At 43.7% G+C, this 23707-nt stretch carries 21 protein-coding genes; 13 read left to right on the top strand and 8 right to left on the bottom strand.

Translation table 11 applies throughout. The features are described from left to right. Nucleotides 1-8 precede the first annotated feature (8 nt). The 5 genes from AC1DUD_RS18335 to AC1DUD_RS18315 all read right to left on the bottom strand — a co-directional run bounded on the left by AC1DUD_RS18335 (nucleotide 9) and on the right by AC1DUD_RS18315 (nucleotide 5828). On the bottom strand, nucleotides 9-803 hold the full coding sequence (locus AC1DUD_RS18335; protein ID WP_477376955.1) for a S1/P1 nuclease: 795 nt from the start codon (nucleotides 801-803) through the stop codon (nucleotides 9-11). After that, nucleotides 803-1231, bottom strand: coding sequence for a fumarate hydratase (locus AC1DUD_RS18330; RefSeq protein WP_477376953.1), 429 nt, complete (start codon nucleotides 1229-1231; stop codon nucleotides 803-805). Before AC1DUD_RS18330 ends, AC1DUD_RS18335 begins: the two co-directional genes overlap by 1 nt. 206 nt (nucleotides 1232-1437) lie before the next feature. Further along, nucleotides 1438-2835 carry a class II fumarate hydratase gene (fumC, locus tag AC1DUD_RS18325; RefSeq protein ID WP_477376951.1) on the bottom strand — a complete coding sequence of 466 codons (1398 nt, stop codon included), beginning with the start codon at nucleotides 2833-2835 and terminating at the stop codon, nucleotides 1438-1440. A 208-nt stretch (nucleotides 2836-3043) separates the two neighbouring features. Then, nucleotides 3044-3661, bottom strand: coding sequence for a hypothetical protein (locus tag AC1DUD_RS18320; RefSeq protein ID WP_477376949.1), 618 nt, complete (start codon nucleotides 3659-3661; stop codon nucleotides 3044-3046). A 496-nt stretch (nucleotides 3662-4157) separates the two neighbouring features. Then, nucleotides 4158-5828 carry a molybdopterin-dependent oxidoreductase gene (locus AC1DUD_RS18315; RefSeq protein ID WP_477376947.1) on the bottom strand — a complete coding sequence of 557 codons (1671 nt, stop codon included), beginning with the start codon at nucleotides 5826-5828 and terminating at the stop codon, nucleotides 4158-4160. A gap of 152 nt (nucleotides 5829-5980) precedes the next feature. Between AC1DUD_RS18315 and AC1DUD_RS18310 the strand changes: the two genes are divergently transcribed. Next, nucleotides 5981-7048, top strand: coding sequence for a tellurite resistance/C4-dicarboxylate transporter family protein (locus tag AC1DUD_RS18310; protein WP_477376945.1), 1068 nt, complete (start codon nucleotides 5981-5983; stop codon nucleotides 7046-7048). Nucleotides 7049-7071: 23 nt separating this feature from the next. Here the strand turns inward: AC1DUD_RS18310 and AC1DUD_RS18305 are convergent, their stop codons facing one another. After that, the gene (locus AC1DUD_RS18305) at nucleotides 7072-7677 is read right to left on the bottom strand and encodes a hypothetical protein (RefSeq protein WP_477376943.1); all 606 of its coding nucleotides are present in this window, start codon (nucleotides 7675-7677) and stop codon (nucleotides 7072-7074) included. A 196-nt stretch (nucleotides 7678-7873) separates the two neighbouring features. Between AC1DUD_RS18305 and AC1DUD_RS18300 the strand changes: the two genes are divergently transcribed. The 5 genes from AC1DUD_RS18300 (at nucleotide 7874) to AC1DUD_RS18280 (ending at nucleotide 12442) form a co-directional block, all read left to right on the top strand. Then, entirely contained in the window at nucleotides 7874-8479 is a 606-nt protein-coding gene (locus tag AC1DUD_RS18300; protein ID WP_477376940.1) for a DUF4142 domain-containing protein, read from the top strand. Between the two features lie 123 nt (nucleotides 8480-8602). Further along, nucleotides 8603-9619 carry a Gfo/Idh/MocA family oxidoreductase gene (locus tag AC1DUD_RS18295; RefSeq protein ID WP_477376938.1) on the top strand — a complete coding sequence of 339 codons (1017 nt, stop codon included), beginning with the start codon at nucleotides 8603-8605 and terminating at the stop codon, nucleotides 9617-9619. A gap of 39 nt (nucleotides 9620-9658) precedes the next feature. Continuing rightward, on the top strand, nucleotides 9659-10147 hold the full coding sequence (locus tag AC1DUD_RS18290; RefSeq protein WP_477376935.1) for a TlpA family protein disulfide reductase: 489 nt from the start codon (nucleotides 9659-9661) through the stop codon (nucleotides 10145-10147). Nucleotides 10148-10551: 404 nt separating this feature from the next. After that, nucleotides 10552-11631: a glycine cleavage system aminomethyltransferase GcvT gene (gene gcvT, locus AC1DUD_RS18285; protein ID WP_477376933.1), complete on the top strand. Its 1080-nt coding sequence runs from the start codon at nucleotides 10552-10554 to the stop codon at nucleotides 11629-11631. 91 nt (nucleotides 11632-11722) lie between these two features. Then, a complete protein-coding gene (locus AC1DUD_RS18280; protein ID WP_477376931.1) occupies nucleotides 11723-12442 on the top strand; it encodes a 2-phosphosulfolactate phosphatase in 720 nt (239 codons plus the stop codon). 121 nt (nucleotides 12443-12563) lie between these two features. Here the strand turns inward: AC1DUD_RS18280 and gltX are convergent, their stop codons facing one another. Next, nucleotides 12564-14087, bottom strand: coding sequence for a glutamate--tRNA ligase (gene gltX, locus AC1DUD_RS18275; protein WP_477376929.1), 1524 nt, complete (start codon nucleotides 14085-14087; stop codon nucleotides 12564-12566). Between the two features lie 210 nt (nucleotides 14088-14297). Here gltX and AC1DUD_RS18270 point away from each other — a divergent pair, with 210 nt between their 5' ends. Then, entirely contained in the window at nucleotides 14298-15515 is a 1218-nt protein-coding gene (locus tag AC1DUD_RS18270; protein WP_477376927.1) for a sensor histidine kinase, read from the top strand. After that, nucleotides 15490-16005, top strand: coding sequence for a DinB family protein (locus tag AC1DUD_RS18265; RefSeq protein ID WP_477376925.1), 516 nt, complete (start codon nucleotides 15490-15492; stop codon nucleotides 16003-16005). Before AC1DUD_RS18270 ends, AC1DUD_RS18265 begins: the two co-directional genes overlap by 26 nt. Before the next feature lie 577 nt (nucleotides 16006-16582). Here the strand turns inward: AC1DUD_RS18265 and AC1DUD_RS18260 are convergent. Continuing rightward, nucleotides 16583-16960 carry a DUF6249 domain-containing protein gene (locus AC1DUD_RS18260; RefSeq protein ID WP_091210100.1) on the bottom strand — a complete coding sequence of 126 codons (378 nt, stop codon included), beginning with the start codon at nucleotides 16958-16960 and terminating at the stop codon, nucleotides 16583-16585. A gap of 533 nt (nucleotides 16961-17493) precedes the next feature. On the opposite strand from AC1DUD_RS18260, the gene pdeM reads away from it, so the two are divergent. The 5 genes from pdeM (at nucleotide 17494) to AC1DUD_RS18235 (ending at nucleotide 23697) form a co-directional block, all read left to right on the top strand. Continuing rightward, entirely contained in the window at nucleotides 17494-18153 is a 660-nt protein-coding gene (pdeM, locus tag AC1DUD_RS18255) for a ligase-associated DNA damage response endonuclease PdeM (RefSeq protein ID WP_477376923.1), read from the top strand. Nucleotides 18154-18335: 182 nt separating this feature from the next. Further along, nucleotides 18336-19127 (top strand): succinate dehydrogenase cytochrome b subunit, encoded by a 792-nt coding sequence (locus AC1DUD_RS18250; RefSeq protein WP_477376920.1) that lies wholly within the window; start codon nucleotides 18336-18338, stop codon nucleotides 19125-19127. A gap of 41 nt (nucleotides 19128-19168) precedes the next feature. After that, nucleotides 19169-21103, top strand: a complete 1935-nt coding sequence (locus AC1DUD_RS18245) for a fumarate reductase/succinate dehydrogenase flavoprotein subunit (RefSeq protein WP_477376918.1) — start codon at nucleotides 19169-19171, stop codon at nucleotides 21101-21103. A gap of 124 nt (nucleotides 21104-21227) precedes the next feature. Continuing rightward, a complete protein-coding gene (locus AC1DUD_RS18240; RefSeq protein WP_477376916.1) occupies nucleotides 21228-22013 on the top strand; it encodes a succinate dehydrogenase/fumarate reductase iron-sulfur subunit in 786 nt (261 codons plus the stop codon). A gap of 148 nt (nucleotides 22014-22161) precedes the next feature. Further along, nucleotides 22162-23697, top strand: a complete 1536-nt coding sequence (locus AC1DUD_RS18235) for a SulP family inorganic anion transporter (RefSeq protein ID WP_477376914.1) — start codon at nucleotides 22162-22164, stop codon at nucleotides 23695-23697. Nucleotides 23698-23707 lie beyond the last annotated feature (10 nt).

Here is a 23707-nt window from a genome sequence, read left to right as displayed (position 1 = left end):
AGCTAAAATCAACCAAATATCTGATTCAACACCCCAGCTAAACGAACGCCGGCTTTTACCATCTGGTCGTTTAGTAAACCAATGTATTTAAAATTGTATTTGTAGCTCAGGTTTTCACCTGGTTTAACGTCGGTGTATAGCTTGTCGGCAATCTGGTCGCTTTCGTAGATCCATTCACTTATCGGGGCCGCTTGGAGTTTAGTGCGCTGAGCAGCAGTGGTGTGGTTGATCATGGTTGCATACTCTGTGTAGCTCAATTGTTGAAAATCTATCAACTGGCTATCCCAAACCGAGTGCAGGTTACTGTCTTTGCCAAACCATTGCACTTTTACATCGTTACCACCTTTATCGCTCAGGTGACCGGTGTGCAAGGGTTGATGAACATCCTCCACAATATGGATCAGCATGCGCAGGTAAAGCAGCTTGTTGGTTTTAGTAGTTGTTTTCTTTTTGAGCTCGCCAATCAAAAAGTTCATTTTAGTGTAGGCATCAACGGCTGTATCGGCTTTTAAATAGCCTTGCAATTCCGGATAAGTATATGCCTTTTCCAGGTTAATAAAATGCCAGTTATACAGGTAATTATAAGCCGGGTCCGATTTGATAAAATCAGCCCAATTACTGGTGATCGCTATCGATTCGTCCCCTAAAATTGCCTGTATAGCTTTGCGGGCTTTAGGGCTCAGGTAGCTATCGGCAACCTGTCCGCAAATGCGGTGACCGTTGGTGCCCCAGGCCATGCTTTGCAAGGGGATATAAAATATCGCCACCAGCAGTAAAAGTTTCTTTAAAAGTTGTGTTTTCATTACAATGGTTTTGGAATACAGCTTGTTCTTTTTATCAGATGCGCATCAATAGGTATTACGTTAGATGTACTTACAAACCTGATGAGTGAATCGCTTTGGTGGTGGACCTTAAAATATTCTTCATAATCGCCAAACCTGAAACAGCCCTGTTCGTTTTTATACGAGCCATCGGCATTACAAAACTGCCCTTTAATGTGCAGCGTATCCTGCCGTTGCGAGTACGTTCCGCGAATATATTCCTCCCAATGCCCTTTGCTCATACACGTATCAGCTCCGTAATTAACCTTGCTAACGGTACTAATCTTCAAAAGAAATGAATCGCAGCTGAATTTGATATCATATAGCGAATATGTTACCAGGCTTTTTTGCGCAGGCACACTATCCTGCTTCCACTCCCCCTGTAGTTTACTATCTCCGGGTTCCTGCATATCTGGGTTCCTGGTACAGGAGGCTACCATTATAAGGCAAAAGGCGAAAGGTAAAAGGCGAAAGGCTTTTTTTAAGCTGAAAGCGGAAGGCATAAGGCTTAAGGCCTTAGTTATAGAAAGATGGCGCAAATTAAAGCGTTTTGGCATAAACTATACGTTTATTAAAAAGCCCCTCTCCTAAAGGAGGGGGGTTGGGGTGAGGCTTCTTATTTTAAGCTGCCTATCATATTTTCGGGGCGTACCCACTCGTCAAACTGCTCGTTGGTTAGTAAGCCTAAACCAATAGCTGCTTCACGTAATGAGCTGCCGCTTTTAAGAGCTGTTTTAGCAATTTTAGCTGCATTTTCGTAACCGATGTGCGGGTTAAGTGCAGTTACCAGCATCAGCGAGTTTTCAAGGTGTTTTTTGATGCCTTCGTAGTTTGGCTCAATACCTAATGCGCAATGGTCATTGAACGATACACAAGCATCGCCAATTAGCCTTGCCGACTGCAGGAAGTTAGCCGCCATCAGTGGCTTAAACACATTGAGCTCATAATGGCCGTTTGAACCGCCGATAGAGATAGCCACATCATTACCCATAACCTGTGCAGCTACCATGGTAACAGCCTCGTTTTGGGTTGGGTTAACTTTACCTGGCATAATTGACGAACCCGGCTCGTTATCCGGAATATGGATCTCGCCGATACCCGAACGCGGACCAGATGCCAGCATCCTGATATCGTTAGCAATTTTCATTAATGAAACCGCAATTTGCTTTAATGCGCCGTGGCTTTCTACAATGGCATCATGAGCAGCAAGGGCTTCAAATTTATTTTCGGCAGTGATGAACGGCAAGCCGGTGAACTGAGCAATGTACTCAGCTACCTTAACATCATAACCTTTAGGGGTGTTGATGCCTGTACCTACGGCAGTACCGCCAAGAGCTAATTCCGAAAGGTGATCAAGCGTGTTACGCAGGGCTTTTAAACCGTGATTCAGTTGTGATACATAGCCTGAAAACTCCTGGCCTAAAGTAAGCGGAGTAGCATCCATCAGGTGGGTACGACCAATTTTCACTACCGATTTAAAAGCTTCAACCTTAGCCTGCAAAGTGTCGCGCAGTTTTTCGATGCCCGGGATGGTTACATCAATCAGGATCTTGTATGCCGCAATGTGCATAGCGGTTGGGTAGGTATCGTTTGATGATTGTGATTTATTCACGTCATCATTAGGGTGTATGAAGGTTTTGCCTTCGCCCAGTTTATTGCCTTGTAATACGTGGGCGCGGTTTGCAACAACCTCGTTCACGTTCATGTTTGATTGCGTGCCCGAGCCTGTTTGCCAGATCACCAGCGGAAACTCTGAAGCCAGCGCACCGGTCAGGATCTCGTCGCATACTTGTGCTATCAGGTCGCGCTTTTCAGCAGGTAGTACGCCTAAGTCGGTATTAGTAAAGGCTGCTGCTTTTTTCAGGTACGCGAAAGCGTCGATAATTTCCTTCGGCATTGACGCCTCCGGACCAATTTTAAAATTATTGCGTGAGCGTTCGGTTTGCGCTCCCCAGTATTTGTCGGCAGGTACTTGTACCTCGCCCATGGTATCGTGTTCGGTTCTGAAACTCATGGTATTAAATTTTGCAGGGGCAAAGTTATGTTTTTATATGATGCGGGGGAATGCAGGGTGTAAACTTTTTGATAGGAGAAAATTTATTCTGAACTCGAATTTATGGAATTCAGGAATTAACAGAATGCTCGCCGCTGTTGATGTTGCCATTTAGTTTTGCTAAATGATTACATACCTCTGATTTTTATGATATTATAGCTCATTGTTTTCAATCCTTTGTCTTAACGGTTCTGTATTCATTCCAAAGACTGTTTACAGTTTCTTGATTTGGAAAATCTGTTGATTTTGTATCGATAAAGTTTAAAAAATCACTATCTGTTGATGGTAATCTAAAGGTGTTATCATACTTTAAATAGGTCCGTCCATTAATTACAAACTTATTATCAGAGAAATCTATTAAGCCCTGCCTTTGCAAAATCATAAAAAGGGGTTCATAAGGATGAGGCAAATTAATAAACTGCGTAACTTCTTTTTCTACTTTAAAGATCTCCCAGTTCACAAATAAGAACATAAAATATCCCATAAACCCTCTATAGCCGGAGCGGACAAAGTGCCAGCCCGCAGAATTCAAATCTTTTACTATCTTATCTTCTGGTATCAGTTCTTCAATCCAACCAGGATTTAAGTTAACAAAAAGATTGTGGTAAGATTTTCTCTTGTTAAAAAACTCGTTTCCGTCAAAATTCAAAGCCAACTTCCATTCAAAAAGCCTGGATTGATATTCCCGAAAAAGCAGGATATTAGAAAAAATGAATCTGGTTTCGGTTGAAACCCTTGACTCAGAAATTCTTGATATTTCCAGATCGTATTTTTCGCTTATACTCATGTGATATAAAATTTCGCTCACCGTTGTTGACGTTATCACCAACAAAGGACTAACAGCAGCAAAATCCTTTTAATCCCGGTTCAGTCAATAGCGTTGCCCGCGGCCGGGCTATACGCTCATACGCCTGCAGGCATTACGCTCAAGGCCGGTATCCGCTTCTATCCTTAACGCAAATTGAGCTTCAATTAACCTTTTCATTCATTGACCCCACCGGACCCGCCCTTTAAATGATGGCTCTTTTTCATTTATTATAAATACCCCAACTAACAGAACACAACAGGTTAGCATTGCATATTTACAAAAGGCGATAGTGTTAATTATACCCAATTGTTGCCCATCCAGGTCGGACAGCGGATTCGCTCCCTCTTTTAAAAAATCTTGCACCTCATATTTGTAACTAACAAGGTTATTGACCCATTCAAAACCCAAAAAGAGGATAAGTACAACCAGGCAAATAATGCAAATGTTAATATAGCGGCTCTTTATTTTTATCATATCACGTATTCGCAATCAAATCAAAATATTCATCATCTTCATTTTTACCGCCAAAGCCTTTTCCAATTGTTTCATGGCTTTCTACAAAATCAATACGGGCAATCCATTTTACCATTTTATAGCCTAATTGATTTTCTATCCGGAGCCGGAGCGGGGCTCCGTAAGCCGGGGTGAGTGGTTCGTAATTCATCTCCCAGGCCAAAATTGAGGCTGGTTTCATACAATTATCAAGCGTATGGGTATCATAATAAGTACCGCCGTACAAACCTTCTCCAAACGAATAAAAAGCTACGGTTGTCACGTTTGCATGGGGTTTAACCAATCCAACAAGCGCTTTTATTGGCACACCGCCCCACTCTGCAATGCCCGACCACCCCTGGATACAGTGGTGCATGGTTATATTTTGCTCCTTACCAAGGTTAATCAGGTCCGTAATTGATAACTCTACCGGGTTATCAACCAGGCCACCAACTTTAAGCTTATACTCTTTAAACCCATCGGCCGCCATGTTGCGCCACTCTTCAGACTCAGGGACTTTTCCGTTTGCCCAAAAATAAGGCGAGATATCTTTTGGCTGATAATAAATTTCAGGTTTAAATTTATTGATAGATAGCTTCCACAATGTTCCGTTAATAAAGGCTTCTATTTTTTGCAGCAATCGCGGCCTTTTCCAGGATAGCCAATGTGCAAAAAAACCAAACGCTACTATAAATAATACAAAGCCCAAACCAATGTAAAGCCCTGAGGTATCAGTAGGGCTATCTGTTCCGTGTATGATGTGGTTCATGTTGCGAACAAGGCCTGTCGCCGCAACCATGCTTACGTGGATCACGATAAATGCCAGGTAAGCCAGCATCACTAAAAAATGAACAGAACGGGCACCTTGCCTGTTCCCGAATAGTTTGGGTAGCCAATGAAACCTGTTTTCAATAGCCGGCGACATAGCCATGCCGCTAAGCATGGCAACAGGGGCAAGTATAAACACCACCCCAAAATAAGAAAGCTGCTGCAGCGCGTTGTAATGATAAAAACCGTTAGGCTCAACCGGCATGTTCAGGGTAGCATAATGAACAAATACGTTCCATGAATCGGGCAGTATTTGCCAGGATACAGGTACAAGCCGTTTCCATTGGTTGGTAGTAAAAAGCAGCACGGTAAATATCACACCATTCAAAAGAAAAAATGGGACGTTGATAAAATGCCAGCAACGGGCAAGCCCAACAGTATGCCGGTAACCGGGCAGGCCAACAACCGGGCTTAAATAGCGGGCTTCATCTTTTGCCGTCCATATTTTATTGTCAGGTATTTTTAAGGGGGTGAATTTGATCCATTCAGAATCGGGCGTGCAGTCATTATTCCAGTATAACCGGGGATGATCTGCCAGGATAGAAAGCCCGCTTCTGATAATGATAATTAAAAAGAAAAAGTTAACCCAGTGGCTCAGGCATAGCCACCACGGAAAGCCTTTTGGATCAGCTTCGGTAACCGGAGCGAAAGAAGCTGATGGATCGGCAGGAAGCCCACCGATAAGGTACTGCAACCATGCTACGCCAACTGTGGCCAGCAGCAAAGCACCGATAGCAACAAATACAAAGGGTTTAATTCCTAAAAATAATCTTCTGTCTGCCGGAAAATGAACCGCTTGTTCCGCTGCGTTAAAATTGGTAAACATATAAGGTAGGTGTAATTTATTAAGTAATGACTTACATATTATTTAAAAATATAATAACACAGTTAAAGGTAATTAATAAATTGTGGATATTTATTAGATATAACCGAAATGCAAAGGCTTAAATACCGCTACATATAAACCTCATATTGTAAATGATAGACCAACATCCGCCGTTGTCAAAACCGGGCGAACCAATTACGGGCCATTCGCTTCAATCTTTTTTCCCGGGCTATTTTGCCTTGGTAATGGCAACGGGCATTGTTTCCATCGGTACTTTTTTATATGGCATGAACCAGATCGCCAATATCCTTTTTATAGCGAATATTGGTTTTTACGTAGTTTTGTGGGCTATTTTCTTTTTGCGGGTTATCAAATACCCGGCAGCTGTTTGGAAAGATATTACCAGCTCATCGCGCGGGGTAACCTTTTTAACCATGGTTGCGGCCAATAATGTTTTGGGCAACCAGTTTGCTTTAATGACCCACCACCAGGAGATAGCTGTATATTTATGGTGGCTGGGCATAGTACTGTGGGCATTGATCACCTACACCTTTTTTATTGTCATTACTGCAAAAGAACCTAAGCAGGGGGTAGAGGCCAGCTTAAGCGGAGCCTGGCTGCTTATTGTAGTAGCTACGGAATCCGTAGCTGTACTGGGGGCATTGATTGCCGGCCAAACGGCCAACAGCGATGTGGTGATCTTCATATCATTTTGCGCTTTCCTGATTGGGGGCATGCATTATATGGTATTTATTTCCCTGATCATTTATCGCTGGCTTTTTATGAGCATGAAAGCCGAATTACTTACGCCGCCTTATTGGATAAACATGGGTGCAGTAGCCATAACAACCCTGGCCGGTTCGCGCTTGCTGATTTATGCCCGTACTCATGAATGGATAGCAGGTGTTCAGTATTTTTTACCAGGCTTTACTGTGTTGTTTTGGGCCTTTGCCACCTGGTGGCTCCCTATATTATTCTTGCTGCCGGTGTGGCGGCATATTTTCCAGCGGGTGCCCCTTAAATATGACCCGCAATATTGGTCGCTGGTATTCCCGGCGGGTATGTATACGGTTGCAACTTTTAATCTTTCAAAGGTTCTTGATCTTCCATTTGTGATGCATATCTCAAACGGATTTATTTATTTCTCGATGGCCGCATGGCTGATAGTTTTTACCGGGATGGCACGAAGTTTTATCCGGTTTATTTTTCCACCTAAATAATCCGGCTCAACACAAAAAACTGATTACAAATATAAACTATCGGCCTTTTCAAACAGCTTCCTGTTACATTCAGTAGCCCCTAACGAATAGTTAAAACGTGAAAGCGCATAGAGCAGCGGATACTTTGTCGGTGCTATTTCCTTTTGCTGCAAATCGCTAAGCCAATCGGCACCATCAAATTCAGTACGGTATTTTTTTTCGAGGCGTTCGTAGATCCCGTAAGCATCGTCATGATCAAGCCATTCAGGTTTGATGTATAAACCGGTTAGGTCACCCATCTTTTTGCGTTCCTCTGCTTCCGCAGTATCGGCGCTGCCAAATACAAAATAAAAGTATAGCCAGAGCAATAAACCCGCTCCTCCAATCATAGATGCAGTGGAGTCTCGCTCAATAAAAAAAAATATAAAAGCTATAAAAGCGATGATCAGCGAAAACATGCGCGCATAGCCAGCAATGATGCTTTGATAATTCAGCGTGATATTAAACCCGTTCCGGCTTCGCCAGGCCGACCGGGTAACCAGCATAGAACTGGTAGGAAACAGCGGAATGCCAATAACCACAAATTTGGTCTCTATCCACTGCCCGTTAACCTCATGCACCTTGCCCAAAAACAATGATCCTATTAACATATCAGGTATAATTTAGTAGCGTTATAATATATCACAACTTATAAAAGTGCTTTTAAACAAATGTTAAATATTTATTAAAAACTAAATATTAACGTAGAGTCTCACCAAATACCCCGTCTTTAAGTTTTACAAATAAGAAAATGAAACTTAATCAAGTATAAAATGTTAACTCTAAAAACAATATAAAACACCTACTATGAAAAGATTAAGTTTAATGGCGATGATGGCACTTGCGGCCTTATCGTTCCAGGCCTGTAATGGCGGAGCTAAAAGCGGTGCTGTTGATAGCTCGGCAATTGTAAAAGACACTGCCGACAGCGTCAACAAGGTTAAAGACACCACCACCACAGGTAAAACGGGAATCGCCGTTACTGCCGATGATGCAAAATTTGCAACCGACGCAGCCAACGCAGGCTTAGCCGAAGTTGCCGCTGGTCAGCTGGCCAGCGAAAAGGCGACCAATGCCAAAGTAAAAGACTTTGCCAAAATGATGGTTACCGACCACACCAAGGCAAATGATGAGTTAATGGCCATTGCCAAAAACAAAAACATTACCCTGCCATCGGCACCAGATGAAGATCACCAAAAAATGAAAGCAGATCTTGCTGCAAAGTCAGGAACTGATTTTGACAAGGCCTATGTTGATGCCATGGTTAAAGGGCATAAAAAAGTAGAATCACTGTTTGAAGATGCCTCAAAAAACTGCAAAGATGCCGATTTGAAAGCCTTTGCTGCCAAAACATTACCTACGATTCAACATCACTTAGCCGAAATTGAGGCTATCCAAAAAGGCATGAAATAATCAGCTATTGATTAGTTCAGAACGGGAAAGGGAGATGTAACAATCTCCCTTTTTCTTTTTAATTGCTTGTACAGGTGTAGCTAAAACGATACTTTTAACACAGCAAAATCTACTATAAATATTATGTCGAAACCAATAGTAACCGGCCTCATGGCCTACGGAATGTCGGGACGGATTTTTCATGCCCCGTTTTTAACAACCAATCCGGGTTTTACTTTTAAAGCCGTAGTGGAGCGCCATGAAAAAAAAGCCGGCAAAAAATATCCGGACGTGATCAGCTATGACACTATCGACCAGCTGCTTAATGACGACGAGATAGAACTCATTATTGTTAACACCCCCAACAATACCCACTTTGACTATGCGATACAAGCTCTTAATGCAGGTAAGCATGTTTTGATCGAAAAACCGGCAGCCGTAACTTCAAGCGAGGTAAAAGCGCTGTATGACCTGGGTAAAAAGCTTGATCTGAAAGTGATGATCTACCAAAACCGTCGTTACGATAGTGGTTTCCTTTCGGTAAAAGAGGTAATTGAAAGCGGCAGGTTAGGGGAGTTGATCGAGGTTCATTTCAGGCTGGACAGGTACCGCATGGCCATCGGCGTAAAACAATTTAAAGAAACAGCCGGCGTTCCGGGAGGTGGTCTTACTTATGATCTTGGTGCACATCTGGTTGATAACGCCATCAGTATTTTTGGCCGCCCGTTGAGCTACGAAAAAACCACTGCAGCGCACAGGCCGGGTTCACAGGTAGATGACTATTTCAACATTCACCTCAAATACCCTAACCAGCTTAATGTTTACCTTACTTCAGGCTTACTTATTGCCGAGCACACCTACGGTTTTGTGGTGCACGGCACATTAGGCAGCTTTGTTAAAATGCGTACCGATGTTCAGGAAGCCCAGCTTGATACCGATATGATGCCAACCGACGAAGGCTTTGGTATTGAACCCGAAGGCAGCGACGGCAAACTGGTACTAATGGGTGCCGACGGACAAAAAACTGTGGAGTGGATCAAGTCACCGAAAGGTAATTATAACGGCATATTTGATGCGGTGTATCATACCGTACGTGAAAATGCGTTATTCCCGGTAACGGAAGAGCATGTTGCCTGGCAAATTGAATTGCTTGAAAGCTAAAAATATTGTAACTATGCTTATTAAACGCTAATTAAAATAATGAAGAAACTGTATTTACTGCTTTGTCTGATTATTGCCGCCGGGTGCAGCCAGGCACAAACGCCACCTGCTAATTCGGGCTTACCGCCATATCACATCCTCACTACAGACAGTGTTTACGTTACTCCTGCTAATTTAAAAAAGAACAAACCGGTAATGGTGATCTATTTTTCGCCCGATTGCAGCCATTGCCAGCACCTGATGTACGATCTGAAACCCGAATTGCCCAAGTTAAAAGATGTGCAGATCGTGATGATCACTTTTATGCCCATGCTTAAAGGTATTCAAACTTTTCAGCGCGATTTTGACCTGGCCAAATACCATAACATCACTATCGGCACCGAAGGTTACACGTACCTTGTACAGAAATTTTATAGTGTGCAAACCACACCGTACATAGCCATTTATAACAAGTATGGTAAATTATTTCAGTCGTACCCCAAAGTGCCAAAAATTCCGGTGCTGATGGAAACGCTTAAGAAAGTATAAAGTAGCTAACTTATATCAAAGCCGGTTAACGTTACGTTAACCGGCTTTTTGTTTTAACGTCCCATCAGGGCCTCTCGCAGAGAACCCTGATGTATACGCCATGCAGATTTGCTGTTCTGAATACCCGTTAGTAGCTTAAAACGCGGCGAACCTCAGGGTCCTCTGCGAGAGGCCCAGATGGACCTTGACTTAAACACTGTGAGCCTCAAACAACAAAGCGTCATTGCGAGGTACGAAGCAATCCCCAATTAGCAGATCCGCCCTGTACAGTTTGGGATTGCTTCGTACCTCGCAATGACGATCTTATTTTTTCGAATCATTTTAATCAACGCAATCAAAACCAATCAAGGGGGTACTGATTACGCTCCAGAATATTTACCTTTGCGGCCATATTTAAGTTGACGATGAAGAATACCGCATTAACCGATATCCACGTAAAAACCGGTGCCAAAATGGTTCCTTTTGCCGGTTACAACATGCCCGTTCAATACGTAGGCATTAACGCCGAGCACGAAACCGTGCGTAAGGCCGTTGGTGTTTTTGACGTAAGCCACATGGGCGAATTCATTTTAAAAGGCGAGAACGCGCTTGACCTGATCCAGCGTGTTACCAGCAACGATGCCTCAAAATTATATGATGGCAAAGTGCAGTACTCATGCCTGCCCAATGAAGATGGTGGTATTGTTGATGACCTGTTAGTTTATCGCATCGACGAGAAAACCTACATGCTGGTGGTTAATGCCTCAAACATCGAAAAAGACTGGGACTGGATCTCCAAATACAATACCAACGGTGTAGATATGAAAAACATATCCGACCGTACATCACTGCTGGCTATCCAGGGCCCGAAAGCTGCCGAAGCTTTGCAAAGCCTTACCGATACGGACCTGGTATCTATGGAATACTACACCTTTACAAAAGGCACTTTTGCAGGTGTTGACAACGTGGTGATATCTGCTACCGGTTATACCGGCGCTGGCGGTTTCGAGATCTATTTTGAAAATCAATATGCAGAACAGATCTGGGATGCTATTTTCAAAGCAGGCGAGCCTTTCGGTATAAAACCAATTGGCTTAGGCGCACGCGATACTTTACGTTTGGAAATGGGCTTTTGCCTTTACGGTAATGATATAGATGATACTACCTCTCCACTTGAAGCTGGTTTGGGCTGGGTAACCAAATTCAATAAAGAATTTACCAATGCCGAAGCCCTGCAGTCACAAAAACAAGCTGGCGTAAGCCGTAAATTGGTAGGCTTTGAAATGATTGACCGTGGTATCCCTCGTCACGATTATGTGGTAGTTGATGCCGATGGCAATACCATTGGTAAAGTAACCTCGGGCACGCAATCGCCATCGTTACAAAAAGCTATTGGTATGGGCTATGTGGACACCGCTTTTGCTAAAGAAGGCACGGAGATCTACATCAGTATCAGGGATAATAAAATCAAGGCGAAGATTGTAAAACCACCGTTTTATAAATAGGTCATTCCTTTCAGGTCATTGGGTCATCAGGTCATTTTTTATTGACTCAACCAATGACCTGATGACTCAATGACATAATGACCAATCACAAATGAAAAAGGAATTAAACGTTTGCCTGACCCCTGCACTATTGCCGCTGTTTAATGTGGAAGATTATATTGTAGTGGTTATTGATATTTTCAGGGCAACATCATCTATATGTTATGGTATTGAAAACGGTGCTGAGGCTATTATACCGGTATCACAAGTTGAGGAGTGTGCCGCGTATAGAGAGAAAGGGCTGGATTACCTTCTTGCCGCCGAACGCGACGGATCGGTAGTCGAGGGTTTTGATTTTGGCAACTCGCCATTTTCTTACACTAAAGAAAAAGTAGCCGGTAAAACAATTGTGTTAACCACTACAAACGGCACGCATGCGCTTCATCTATCGCGCAGCGCCAAAAAAATAGCAATAGGTTCGTTCCTGAACCTTACTGCGTTGAGTAACTGGCTTAACACCCAAAACGAGAATGTGCTGCTGGTGTGCGCCGGCTGGAAAAACAATTTCAATTTGGAAGATACCCTGTTTGCTGGTGCTGTAATTGAACAGTTAAAAGATAAAGGCTTTGTATTGGATGATGCTGCTATCGCAGCTAATGATCTTTTCCAGATCGGCAAAACGAATATCAATGTTTATCTCAAGAAAACATCGCACGGCGAGCGCCTTAAAAAATTAGGCATCGAAAAAGATATCGAGTTTTGTTTACAGGTTGATTTAACCACGGCAATTCCTGTTTTGGAAGGGGAGAAGCTGGTGAAGTTAGCGGTATAACAAGCCCGCATCTAAAAACAGCGTCATTGCGAGGTACGAAGCAATCCCCGATAGCAGGTTCGCCCTGTATAGTTTGGGATTGCTTCGTACCTCGCAATGACGTCTTTTTTGATAATTTTTATTACGCCGCAGTAAACTCCACAAGCGCCTTTTCAATCCTGCTGATAGTTTCTTGTTTACCCAGCAGCGCAACAATATCAAACACATGCGGGCCGAACTTGCCGCCAACCAGCATAATGCGGAAAGGCAGCATTACGTCACCAACCTTTAAGCCTTTTTCTTCGCCAAGTGCTTTGAACTTAGCTTCCAGCTCGTGCGCATCTATAGTAGTTTCACCATTTAATAACGTGATGAACTCATGATAAAATTCTGTTTTGGCAGCTGTCCATTTAGGTTTTACGGCGTTAAGATCATATGCTGCAGGCTGCTCAAAAAAGAACCCTGCCTGCTGGTAAAAATCGGGTAACAGCACACACCTATCTTTGATCAGGTTAATAACTTTTACAAGATATTCCTCATCCTTAACAACAATTCCTTTATCTGTTAAAACGTGGCTAACTGCTAACTGCAAACTGCCAGCTGATGACTGTTTAATCCACTCGGCGTTGAACCATTTGGCTTTTTCAAAATCAAACTTAGCACCCGATTTATTAACCCGTTCTATCGAAAATTTTTCGATCAGTTCATCAAGCGTAAAAATCTCCTGTTCGGTACCATCGTTCCACCCTAAAGTAGCCAGCAGGTTCAGGAATGCTTCAGGTAAAAAACCAAGCTCACGGAAACCAGGGGTTAACTCGCCCGATTTTGCATCAAACCAGCTCATAGCGTAAACCGGGAAGCCTAAACGTGCCCCATCGCGCTTGCTGAGCTTACCATGACCATCCGGTTTCAATATCAGCGGTAGATGTGCCCATTGCGGCATGTCTGCTTTCCATCCTAAATATTCCCAAAGCAACAAATGTACAGGGGCCGAAGGCAACCATTCCTCGCCACGGAAGGCGTGGGTGATCTTCATCAGGAAATCATCAACCACAACCGCCAAATGGTAAGTAGGCATACCATCGGCCTTCAACAATACTTTATCATCAACCAGGCTGGTTTCAAAGCTCACATACCCACGGATCATATCATTGAAACTCACGGTTTCGCCTTCCGGCATTTTGATACGGATCACGTGTGGCGTTCCGGCGGCAAGCAGCTCATCAACCTCATGTTGCGGTAATGATAATGAGTTACGTAAAGTATGGCGATAGGCCAACCCGTACTGAAAATTAGGAATTTCCTTACGGTTCTTGTCCAGATCTTCGGCAGTATCAAACGCATAATAAGCATGGCCTTCCATAACCAGGCGTTCGGCATATTCGCGGTAAAGTGGTTTACGTTCACTTTGGCGATAAGGGGCATAAGGGCCGCCGGCAACAGGGCTTTCATCGGGGTGAAGACCGCACCATTTAAGGCAGTCTAAAATATATTCTTCGGCACCCCCCACATAACGGGTCTGGTCGGTATCCTCAATTCTTAAAACAAAATCGCCGCCATGCTTTTTGGCGAATAAATAGTTGAACAACACAGTGCGCACACCGCCAAGGTGCAAACCACCTGTAGGGCTCGGCGCAAAACGGACTCTTACTTTTTTATCGGTCATGATGGGGGCAAAGATAGTTTATAAGTCCGGAAGTCGGAAAGTCCGTGAGTCCGAAAGATTAGAAGTTTAAAAGCCTGCCCGAAAGTAAAATCCGAACTTTTTGCCGGATCAATCTGCGGACTTGCGGACTTTCCGACTTCCAGACATCTCCCTCCCCAACAAAAATTATATTTTACAAAGCAATTTTACGTTATTTGGGCTGTGCCCAGCATGAACCCATATCAACAGAAAAAACGTTGGAAATATTTACTCCTCGCTTTTGCAGTAGTAATTGCCAGCGGTTCATTATTTTACACCAGCTACCTGGTAAAAAACATTGCCCGCTCGGAGCGTACCCGCGCCCAGGTTTGGGCCATGACCATGAGGCAGTTACTGAACTCAGACGATGACGATTTTTTCAGTTACGTAATTTCTGTACGTGACAGTTTAACCGTACCCGCAATTATCACCGACGAAAAAGACGAGATTATTTTATGGCGCGGATTAGACACCACCAAAACCTACAACAAGCTGGAAGCCGAAAATAAAAAAGGAAAAAAATACGACCCGACTTATTTCGAGAATGAGCTGCAATATATGAAAGGCCAGCACGCGCCCATAAAGTTTAAAGTTTTGGGCGATAACAACTATGTTTACTACAAAGATTCTCCTTTACTTACGCAGCTTCGGCTATTCCCTTACGTACAGCTTACTGTAATTGCTGTATTTTTATTGATGGCTTATACGGCCTTCAGCTCCTCGCGTAAATCGGAGCAGGACCAGGTTTGGGTGGGTTTAGCCAAGGAAACGGCCCATCAACTGGGAACACCAATATCATCGCTCATGGCCTGGATTGAGCTGATGAAGGAAAAATTCAATGCCGAGGACGATGTGCTGGTGGCCGAAATGGAGAACGACGTAAAACGCCTGGAAATTGTGGCCGACCGCTTTTCGAAGATCGGATCAAAACCGGTACTGGAAGAGCATGGCGTATATGCTGTAGTGAAAGATTTTGTAGACTATTTTAAGGTGCGCGTAAGCAAGAATATCAGCTTTGAAATGACGGGCAACCCGCACCTTAAGGCCGGGCTTAATATTCCGCTGTTTGACTGGGTATTGGAAAATTTACTAAAAAACGCCGTTAACGCCATTGAGGGCAAGGGAAGCATTAAAGTTGAAATCAGCGGCAACAAGGTAAAAAATCAAATCTTTATTGATATTACAGATACCGGCAAAGGCATCCCGCGCTCTAAGTTTGATACCGTTTTTCAACCGGGCTATACCACTCGTAAACGTGGCTGGGGACTGGGCTTATCGCTCACCAAACGGATCATGGAAAACTACCATAACGGACAGGTATTTGTGAAAGATTCGGAAGTAGGGAAGGGAACAACTTTCAGGATAGTATTAAAAAACACGCGTAATGATAACAAAACCAAAACCAGGTGATTATTCGCCGTTTGCAGCAGGATATGTAGGACTTGTTGGCGACAACGATGTAATTAACATGCTTGAGCAGCAAATGGAGATCAGCTACCAGCTTTTCAGCAATTTAACCGATGAGCAGGGTTTATATGCGTATGCTCCCGGCAAATGGACAGTTAAACAAGCTTTGGGCCATATGATTGATACCGAGCGTACGTTTGCTTACAGGGCATTGGTGTTTTCGCGCAATCATATCGAGCTGCCGGGCTTTGACCAGGACGTTTATGTTAACAACACCGATTTCAACAGTCAAAATATAAAAGACCTTGCCGAAGAATTCAGGGCATTGCGCCAGGGCAATCTTTATATGGTTAAGGCTTTCAGCAACGAGCAGTTAAATCGTAACGGCATAGCCAGTAACCACTTATTTACCGTTACAGCCTTTGTATTTATGCTGGCCGGGCATGAGCGCCATCATTTAAACTTATTTAAAGAGCGGTACGGGATTGAGTAAACCTGCCGCTTTTTTAAACGGATTAATACCTTCTGTAAAAAACACGGGTACGCAAAAACGGCCAAACCAAACAGAATATTATTCCTCGTAGACACCAATAAAATCCGAAAAGCCTACTTGTTAGCAAATTATCAGGCATAGTATTCGTGTTGGTTGCCGACATTATAACGCCTGCAAGTATTAGGGATACAATTAACCAAACAGTCCAGACACCCAAACCCCATAAAAAAGCTTTCCAAAACTTTGGCCTTGGACTAAATACCATATCATATATAACCTTATTTTCTTCCGGTACAGTAACCGGCTTTTCTACAAAGCGGGGCTTTTGATCTGCTTTATCCTGATGATCTCTTTTGGGCTTATCTTTTTTAAACTCGCTACCGCAATAAAGGCATTTGCTGATTTCCTGGGTATAATTATATTCAAGCTGTCCGCCGCAATTACTGCAGTTAAGCGCTTTATTGTTTGCTAATGATATGGTTTAAGCCCTGATTTATCGGGCGAATATACTTATTGGCCACAAACAAAAAAAGCCCCGCCAAAAGGCCGGAGCTTTAAATAATACTGACTAAATAGCTTATAATTTTTCGATCCGCTGATCTTCTTTATCCAGCACTTCCTTTTTTTCGATACGGTATGAAATAAACAAACCCGCTCCTCCAAAAATAGCGATTAGCGCTACGTATAAAAAGAAAACATCATCGTCAAAACTATTGAATATGCCACGGTTTAAAACATAGGCCAAAAATAAACCGATACCTGAACCAATGAGCAATAAGCCCCATTTTAAATTTTGATAAGGAGCTGATTGTGGTTTGTAACTCCTTGGATCCATGTTTCGTTCAATCATAGCTAATTTCTCCCGTTTGTTTAAGTAAACGATCCCGAAGATCATTGCGAATAAGCTGAGGGGTATTATAATTCCTGCTAATACACCTAATTCACCTGCGCCCATAATATTTGTTTTTTTAATTAAGTTAATTTTGTTTTTTCTCTCTGTAAATACCCCGTTGTGGTGTATTTGTAAACTATGACCACACGTTTTTTAAACAGGTTACACCCTTATTGAAAATATTTTCAACTAAACTACTTGTTATGTTGAGTATTTGAATCCAGGGTCTTTGAAGGGGAAAATGACATTTGCCCCTTTTGTCATGCTGAGGCACGAAGCATCTTCTTCGCCCTTTATTGCGGCCATACTTGTGAAGAAGATCCTTCGTGCCTCAGGATGACAGTTTTTTTAATTATCGTCATGTTGAACTTGTTTCAACACCTCACTCGCTAAGCCACATGCTAAGCAAATCGCCTACCTTTCTTGTGGGGTGCTGAAACAAGTTCAGCATGACGGCATGGGGATGTCTTTACACCTTAAGAGTCCAACGGATTTAAACACTCAGCATGACAAAAACTTTTCAATAAGATTTTTATGCCGGGTACAACAAGGCCAACCAATTCAAATAAATTTATTCCTATTAACTTTGCTCCGTTATGATAAGTGCGGCTACTCCATTTAACCTGCTGGGGCAGGATCTTTTATTACTTCCACAAAAAGCCATTTACTGGCAGCAACAAAAAGCGCTGATAGTTGCCGATGTACACCTGGGTAAGGTTGGGCATTTCCGTAAGGCAGGCATAGCGGTGCCAAGGGATATGGAGCAAAGCGACCTCGCTGTACTTTCCGATCTGATTTACGAACACAAACCGGAAAAGTTAATTTTCCTGGGTGATCTGTTCCACAGCGACATGAATAACGACTGGGATTGGTTTATTCTGTGGCGAAGTCAGTTCCCGGCATTACAGATCATTCTCATCCGCGGCAACCACGATATCATTGACGATAAGCATTATCACAATCTGAATATCGAACTGCATGACGAACTATTGATTGGCCCTTTCCTGATGATGCACCACCCGCTTGCTACTGATCAGCAGGAAGCTGCAGGCTATGTCTTTTGCGGACATATCCATCCCGGGGTTAACTTAAGCGGCCGGGGACGGCAAAGCATCACGCTGCCTTGTTTTGCCTTCGGCAGCAGGCAGGGGATACTACCATCATTCGGAAAGTTTACCGGGCGGGTAGCTATCAGGAGCCTTCAAAACGACAGGATCTTTGCCGTATTAAAAGATAAGGTTATCCCCATAGCCTAAATTCATCTCGTAAAACACGCTTTATTTCAATAAATTACCTGTCATAGCAGTGTATTTGAGCATTGAATTCCAGCACATTGTTTTAGATTGATTCTAAATAGCTTTTTGGTCTTCAATAAGCCAAAACCTCTTCTATGTTTTGTTATTTAATAAATACTTTTGCCTAATAAATCCAATTCATAATGAGCGAATTCAAACAAACCTTAAACTCGTCGCTGGGCAAAAAGCTGATCATGGCTTTAACAGGCTTGTTTCTGTGCACGTTTCTGATTGTGCACGTAGGCGGCAACCTGCTGTTGTTTAACAACGATAACGGTTTCAGTTTTAACGTGTATGCCAACTTCCTTACGCATTTTCCGCCTATTGAAGTTATTGCATACCTGTTGTACCTTTCCATTTTAGTGCATGCACTATACGGTTTGATCCTGACTGTCAAAAACCGTAAAGCCCGTCCTGTACGCTATGCAGTAGCGGCAAAATCTGATGCCTCGTGGTCGTCAAAAAACATGGGCCTGCTGGGTTCAATCATGTTCCTGTTCATCGTTATCCACATGGGCGATTTCTGGTTCCGTTACCACAACGACAAAACCATGGGCTTCAAAGAGTACCGTACCGATCTGGCAACCGGCGAAACAAAAGTTAGTGATTACACACCAGCTAACGCCGAATTCAGTCACTCTGTATCAACCGAAAACAATGTGGAAGTTGTAAGAGTGAAAGATCTGCACGCACGTGTGGCTTACAGCTTTAGTAACATTATTTACGTAATATTTTACGTAATAGCGATGGGCGCTGTAGCATTTCACTTACTGCATGGTTTCCAGAGCGCGTTCCGCACGCTGGGCTGGGTACACCGTAAATATACCCCGGTAGTTTATTTTGTTGGCACATGGCTGTTTGCGGTTATTATTCCGCTGGCTTTTGCCGCCATGCCGGTTTATTACTACTATTTATCAACCCAGGGAGCTCACTAAGTTAGCTGGCCAAAAGCCACAAACATAAACATATAGAAGAGATGACATTAGATGCTAAAATTCCTCAAGGCCCATTAGCCGAAAAATGGAGCAAGCATAAATTTGATCTGAAGCTGGTTAACCCCGCCAACAAACGTAAATACGATATCATCATTGTAGGTACAGGTTTGGCCGGAGCTTCGGCGGCTGCAACATTGGCCGAACTGGGTTACAATGTGAAGGCATTTTGTTTTCAGGACAGCCCCCGCCGTGCGCACTCTATTGCTGCACAAGGCGGTATTAATGCTGCTAAAAACTACCAGAACGACGGCGACAGCGTTTTCCGTTTATTTTACGATACGATTAAAGGTGGTGACTACCGTGCCCGCGAATCAAACGTTCACCGTTTGGCCGAGGTTTCGGTAAACATCATTGACCAGTGCGTTGCACAGGGTGTACCTTTTGCCCGCGAATACGGCGGCTTGCTGGATAACCGTTCATTCGGTGGTTCGCAGGTATCACGTACCTTCTACGCAAGGGGACAAACAGGACAGCAGCTTTTATTAGGTGCATACTCTGCCCTTAACCGCCAGATCCATGCCGGCAAAGTAAAAGTATACACCCGTCACGAAATGCTTGACGTAGTAACTATCGACGGCCATGCCAAAGGTATTGTTACCCGTAATATGCTTACAGGCGACATTGATACCCATGCAGGCCACGCAGTATTATTGTGTACAGGTGGTTACAGTAATGTGTTCTACCTGTCAACAAACGCCATCGGCTCAAACGTAACTGCAGCATGGAGGGCACACAAACGCGGTGCTTTCTTCGGCAACCCTTGCTATACTCAAATTCACCCAACCTGTATCCCTGTAAGCGGCGATCACCAGTCTAAGTTAACGCTGATGTCTGAATCGTTACGTAACGACGGTAGGGTATGGGCACCAAAAACTGTTGAAATTGCCGAGCAATTACGCAAAGGCACATTAAAAGCCGACCAGGTTAAAGAAGACGAGCGCGATTACTTCCTGGAACGTAAATATCCGGCTTTCGGTAACCTTGTTCCGCGCGACGTGGCTTCACGTAACGCCAAGGAAATGGTTGAAGAAGGTAAAGGTGTTGGTGGCTCAGGCTTCGCGGTATTCCTTGACTTTGCTGACGCGATTAAGCGCTTAGGCGAGGAAACCGTTAAAGCCAAATACGGTAACCTGTTTGACATGTATATCCAGATCACCGACGAAAACCCATACAAACAACCAATGCGTATTTACCCGGCGGTTCACTATACCATGGGTGGCCTTTGGGTTGATTATAACCTGAGCACTACCATTCCTGGTTTATATGCTTTGGGCGAGTGTAACTTCTCCGACCACGGCGCTAACCGCCTTGGTGCATCTGCACTGATGCAGGGTTTATCTGATGGTTACTTCGTGATCCCTTACACCCTTGGTGATTATTTAGCTAAAACCGGCCCTAAAAAGGTTGATACCAGCCACCCTGCTTTTGAACAAACCAAACAGGACGTAATTGCTCACGTAAATAAACTGCTTGCATTAAAAGGCACCAAAACTGTTAACGAATACCACCGCGACCTTGGCCACATTATGTGGGAATATTGCGGCATGGCCCGTACTGAAGAAGGCCTGATTAAAGCAAAAGGCCTGATCCAGGCGCTGAAAGCCGATTTCTGGAAAAATGCTATCGTAACAGGTGAAAACGAAGAAGTAAATGCATCGCTTGAAAGGGCTGGTCGTATTGCCGACTTTATTGAGCTTGGCGAGCTAATGGTTGATGACGCTTTAATGCGCAAAGAATCATGCGGAGGTCACTTCAGGGTTGAATCACAAACACCAGAAGGTGAAGCACTACGTGATGACGAAAACTTTGCGTTTGTAGCTGCATGGGAGTTTAAAGGTGAAAACCAGCCGGAAGAATTGCACAAAGAGCAATTAACTTTCGAAGCGGTACATTTATCACAGCGTAATTATGCATAGTGAATGGTTTATTAAGTGAGTAGATGATTAAGTTAGATCAGGTTTTCCTGCCCTTAAAAACCACTCACCCAATTAACTACTCACTCAATCAACAAAACAACGATAACTCAAATCTAAAACAAAGATGAGTAACGGAAATATGAACCTGACGCTTAAAGTATGGCGTCAAAAAAATGCTCAAACCTCGGGTAAATTCGTAAGCTATAAAGCTGAGAACATTTCGCCCGACATGTCGTTCCTTGAAATGCTCGACGTGGTAAACGAAAGCCTTACCCACAAAGGTGATGAGCCAATAAACTTTGACCACGACTGCCGCGAAGGTATCTGCGGTATGTGTTCATTATATATCAACGGTCACCCGCACGGACCAAAACGAGGTATCACTACCTGCCAGCTACACATGCGTACCTTTCATGATGGCGAAACCATTACCATTGAACCATGGCGCGCGGAAGCATTCCCTATTGTAAAAGACTTAGCGGTTGACCGTTCAGCTTTCGATAGGATCCAGCAGGCCGGTGGATATGTTTCGGTAAACACCGGTGGTGTACCTGATGGCAACGCTATCCCAATCCCTAAGGTTATTGCTGACGAGGCTTTCAACTCGGCTACCTGTATTGGTTGCGGTGCCTGCGTTGCAGCTTGTAAAAATGCATCTGCCATGCTGTTCGTATCGGCTAAGATCACTCAGCTGGGTTTATTGCCGCAAGGCCAGCCTGAGCGCTACCGTCGTGTGCAATCAATGGTTGCACAGATGGACGAAGAAGGTTTCGGTAGCTGTACCAACACCGGTGCCTGCGAAGCAGAATGTCCAAAGGAAATTAAGCTTACCAACATTGCCCGCATGAACAACGACTATTTCAGCGCGAAACTGTTCAGGGAAGAAGAAGTACATGAGCAAAATCATTAATTGAATTTGATGCATATCATACAAGCGGCCTGGTTTTTCCGGGCCGTTTTTATTTTATAATAATCCGGTTACGCCCCTTTGAGTTATCATATTCTCAGCCTCCCTGGTTGCTGTTTATCTTTATTATTACAACGCTTAATTATTTTGGATGAAGCTTCATTTACGCCTTTTCGATTTTTCGCAAAAAATCAATTATAAAAACGAAATCCTGGCGGGCTTAACCGTAGCTATGACCATGATGCCCGAATCATTGTCATTTGCTATACTGGCTGGTTTCCCGCCTTTAATGGGCTTATATGCCGCTTTTATAATGGGATTGGTCACCTCCATTTTTGGTGGCCGGCCCGGGTTAATTTCGGGCGGAGCAGGAGCTACAGTAGTTGTGCTGATAGCGCTCATGAAATCGCACGGGCAGGAATATGTATTCGCAGCTGTGGCTTTGGCGGGCGTAATTCAAATCCTGGTTGGTTTGTTTAAGCTGGGAAAGTTTATCCGCCTGGTACCTCAACCGGTAATGTATGGCTTTGTTAACGGGCTTGCCGTTATAATTTTTATGGCGCAGCTTGAACAGTTTAAAACCGTAGTGAACGGTCATGAAGCCTGGCTTAGCGGCACTCCTTTATTCATCATGGCCGGATTGGTCGCTTTAACTATCGCCATAGTGTTTGTTTTGCCTAAATTCACCAAAGCTGTTCCTCCATCATTGGTTGCAATTATTGTTGTGTTTGCGTTAGTGCTTGGTCTTGGCATCCATACCAAAACGGTTAGGGATATTGCAGCGGTAAGCGGAGGCTTTCCACCATTTCATATTCCGGCCATCGCTTTTAACATCGATACCTTAAAGATCATTTTTCCCTATGCACTCATTATGGCTGGAGTTGGCCTCACCGAGGGATTATTAACTTTAAACCTTGTTGATGAAATGACCGCAACCCGCGGTAACAGTAACCGTGAATGCATTGCGCAGGGAAGTGCCAATATTTTGAACGGTTTCTTTTCGGGCATGGGCGGTTGCCCCATGATTGCTCAAACACTGGTTAACCTTTCCGCGGGGTCCAGGGCGAGGCTCTCGGGTATTATTGCCGCTTTAACCATTCTGCTTATCATACTTTTTGGCGCACCGGTTATCGAAAAACTGCCGATGGCGGCGCTTACCGGTGTGATGATCATGGTAGCTATTAGCACCTTTGAGTGGATAAGCTTTCGCATCATTAATAAAATGCCCAAACAGGATATATTTGTTGGGATCCTGGTAGCACTGATCACTATATGGCTGCATAACCTCGCACTTGCTGTATTGATCGGTGTTATTATCTCGGCCCTGGTTTTTGCATGGGAAAGCGCCAAACGCATCCGCGCCCGCAAATACATTGATGCTTCAGGCGTTAAGCACTATGAGATCTATGGCCCGCTGTTTTTTGGTTCTGTAATGGCTTTTAACGAAAAGTTTGATATTACCAATGATCCGAATGAAGTAATTATCGACTTTAAAGACAGTCGTGTTGCTGACATGTCGGGCATTGACGCGTTAAACAAGCTTACCGAAAAATATCGCTCGGCAGGTAAGAAATTACTCCTCAAACACCTTAGTGAAGATTGCCGGATATTGCTGAAAAATGCCGAAGATATCGTCCATGTGAATATAATGGAGGATCCTGCTTATCGTGTGGTAGCTGAGAAGTAGGATTATCCTG

The organism is Mucilaginibacter sp. P4_A11, assembly GCF_056402535.1.
Note: the sequence above shows the minus strand (reverse complement) of the source record. Positions and strands in the feature narration are given on the sequence as shown.

Excerpts from the sequence above, each read along its gene's own strand:
- AC1DUD_RS18295 (WP_477376938.1), top strand. The coding sequence starts at position 8,603 with ATGTCGAAACCAATAGTAACCGGCCTCATGGCCTACGGAATGTCGGGA.
- pdeM (WP_477376923.1), top strand. The coding sequence starts at position 17,494 with ATGATAAGTGCGGCTACTCCATTTAACCTGCTGGGGCAGGATCTTTTA.
- gltX (WP_477376929.1), bottom strand. The coding sequence starts at position 14,087 with ATGACCGATAAAAAAGTAAGAGTCCGTTTTGCGCCGAGCCCTACAGGT.
- AC1DUD_RS18310 (WP_477376945.1), top strand. The coding sequence starts at position 5,981 with ATGATAGACCAACATCCGCCGTTGTCAAAACCGGGCGAACCAATTACG.
- AC1DUD_RS18235 (WP_477376914.1), top strand. The coding sequence starts at position 22,162 with ATGAAGCTTCATTTACGCCTTTTCGATTTTTCGCAAAAAATCAATTAT.
- AC1DUD_RS18280 (WP_477376931.1), top strand. The coding sequence starts at position 11,723 with ATGAAAAAGGAATTAAACGTTTGCCTGACCCCTGCACTATTGCCGCTG.
- AC1DUD_RS18305 (WP_477376943.1), bottom strand. The coding sequence starts at position 7,677 with ATGTTAATAGGATCATTGTTTTTGGGCAAGGTGCATGAGGTTAACGGG.
- gcvT (WP_477376933.1), top strand. The coding sequence starts at position 10,552 with ATGAAGAATACCGCATTAACCGATATCCACGTAAAAACCGGTGCCAAA.
- AC1DUD_RS18260 (WP_091210100.1), bottom strand. The coding sequence starts at position 16,960 with ATGGGCGCAGGTGAATTAGGTGTATTAGCAGGAATTATAATACCCCTC.
- AC1DUD_RS18265 (WP_477376925.1), top strand. The coding sequence starts at position 15,490 with ATGATAACAAAACCAAAACCAGGTGATTATTCGCCGTTTGCAGCAGGA.
- AC1DUD_RS18245 (WP_477376918.1), top strand. The coding sequence starts at position 19,169 with ATGACATTAGATGCTAAAATTCCTCAAGGCCCATTAGCCGAAAAATGG.
- AC1DUD_RS18240 (WP_477376916.1), top strand. The coding sequence starts at position 21,228 with ATGAGTAACGGAAATATGAACCTGACGCTTAAAGTATGGCGTCAAAAA.
- AC1DUD_RS18290 (WP_477376935.1), top strand. The coding sequence starts at position 9,659 with ATGAAGAAACTGTATTTACTGCTTTGTCTGATTATTGCCGCCGGGTGC.
- AC1DUD_RS18335 (WP_477376955.1), bottom strand. The coding sequence starts at position 803 with ATGAAAACACAACTTTTAAAGAAACTTTTACTGCTGGTGGCGATATTT.
- AC1DUD_RS18270 (WP_477376927.1), top strand. The coding sequence starts at position 14,298 with ATGAACCCATATCAACAGAAAAAACGTTGGAAATATTTACTCCTCGCT.
- fumC (WP_477376951.1), bottom strand. The coding sequence starts at position 2,835 with ATGAGTTTCAGAACCGAACACGATACCATGGGCGAGGTACAAGTACCT.
- AC1DUD_RS18300 (WP_477376940.1), top strand. The coding sequence starts at position 7,874 with ATGAAAAGATTAAGTTTAATGGCGATGATGGCACTTGCGGCCTTATCG.
- AC1DUD_RS18330 (WP_477376953.1), bottom strand. The coding sequence starts at position 1,231 with ATGCAGGAACCCGGAGATAGTAAACTACAGGGGGAGTGGAAGCAGGAT.
- AC1DUD_RS18250 (WP_477376920.1), top strand. The coding sequence starts at position 18,336 with ATGAGCGAATTCAAACAAACCTTAAACTCGTCGCTGGGCAAAAAGCTG.
- AC1DUD_RS18320 (WP_477376949.1), bottom strand. The coding sequence starts at position 3,661 with ATGAGTATAAGCGAAAAATACGATCTGGAAATATCAAGAATTTCTGAG.
- AC1DUD_RS18315 (WP_477376947.1), bottom strand. The coding sequence starts at position 5,828 with ATGTTTACCAATTTTAACGCAGCGGAACAAGCGGTTCATTTTCCGGCA.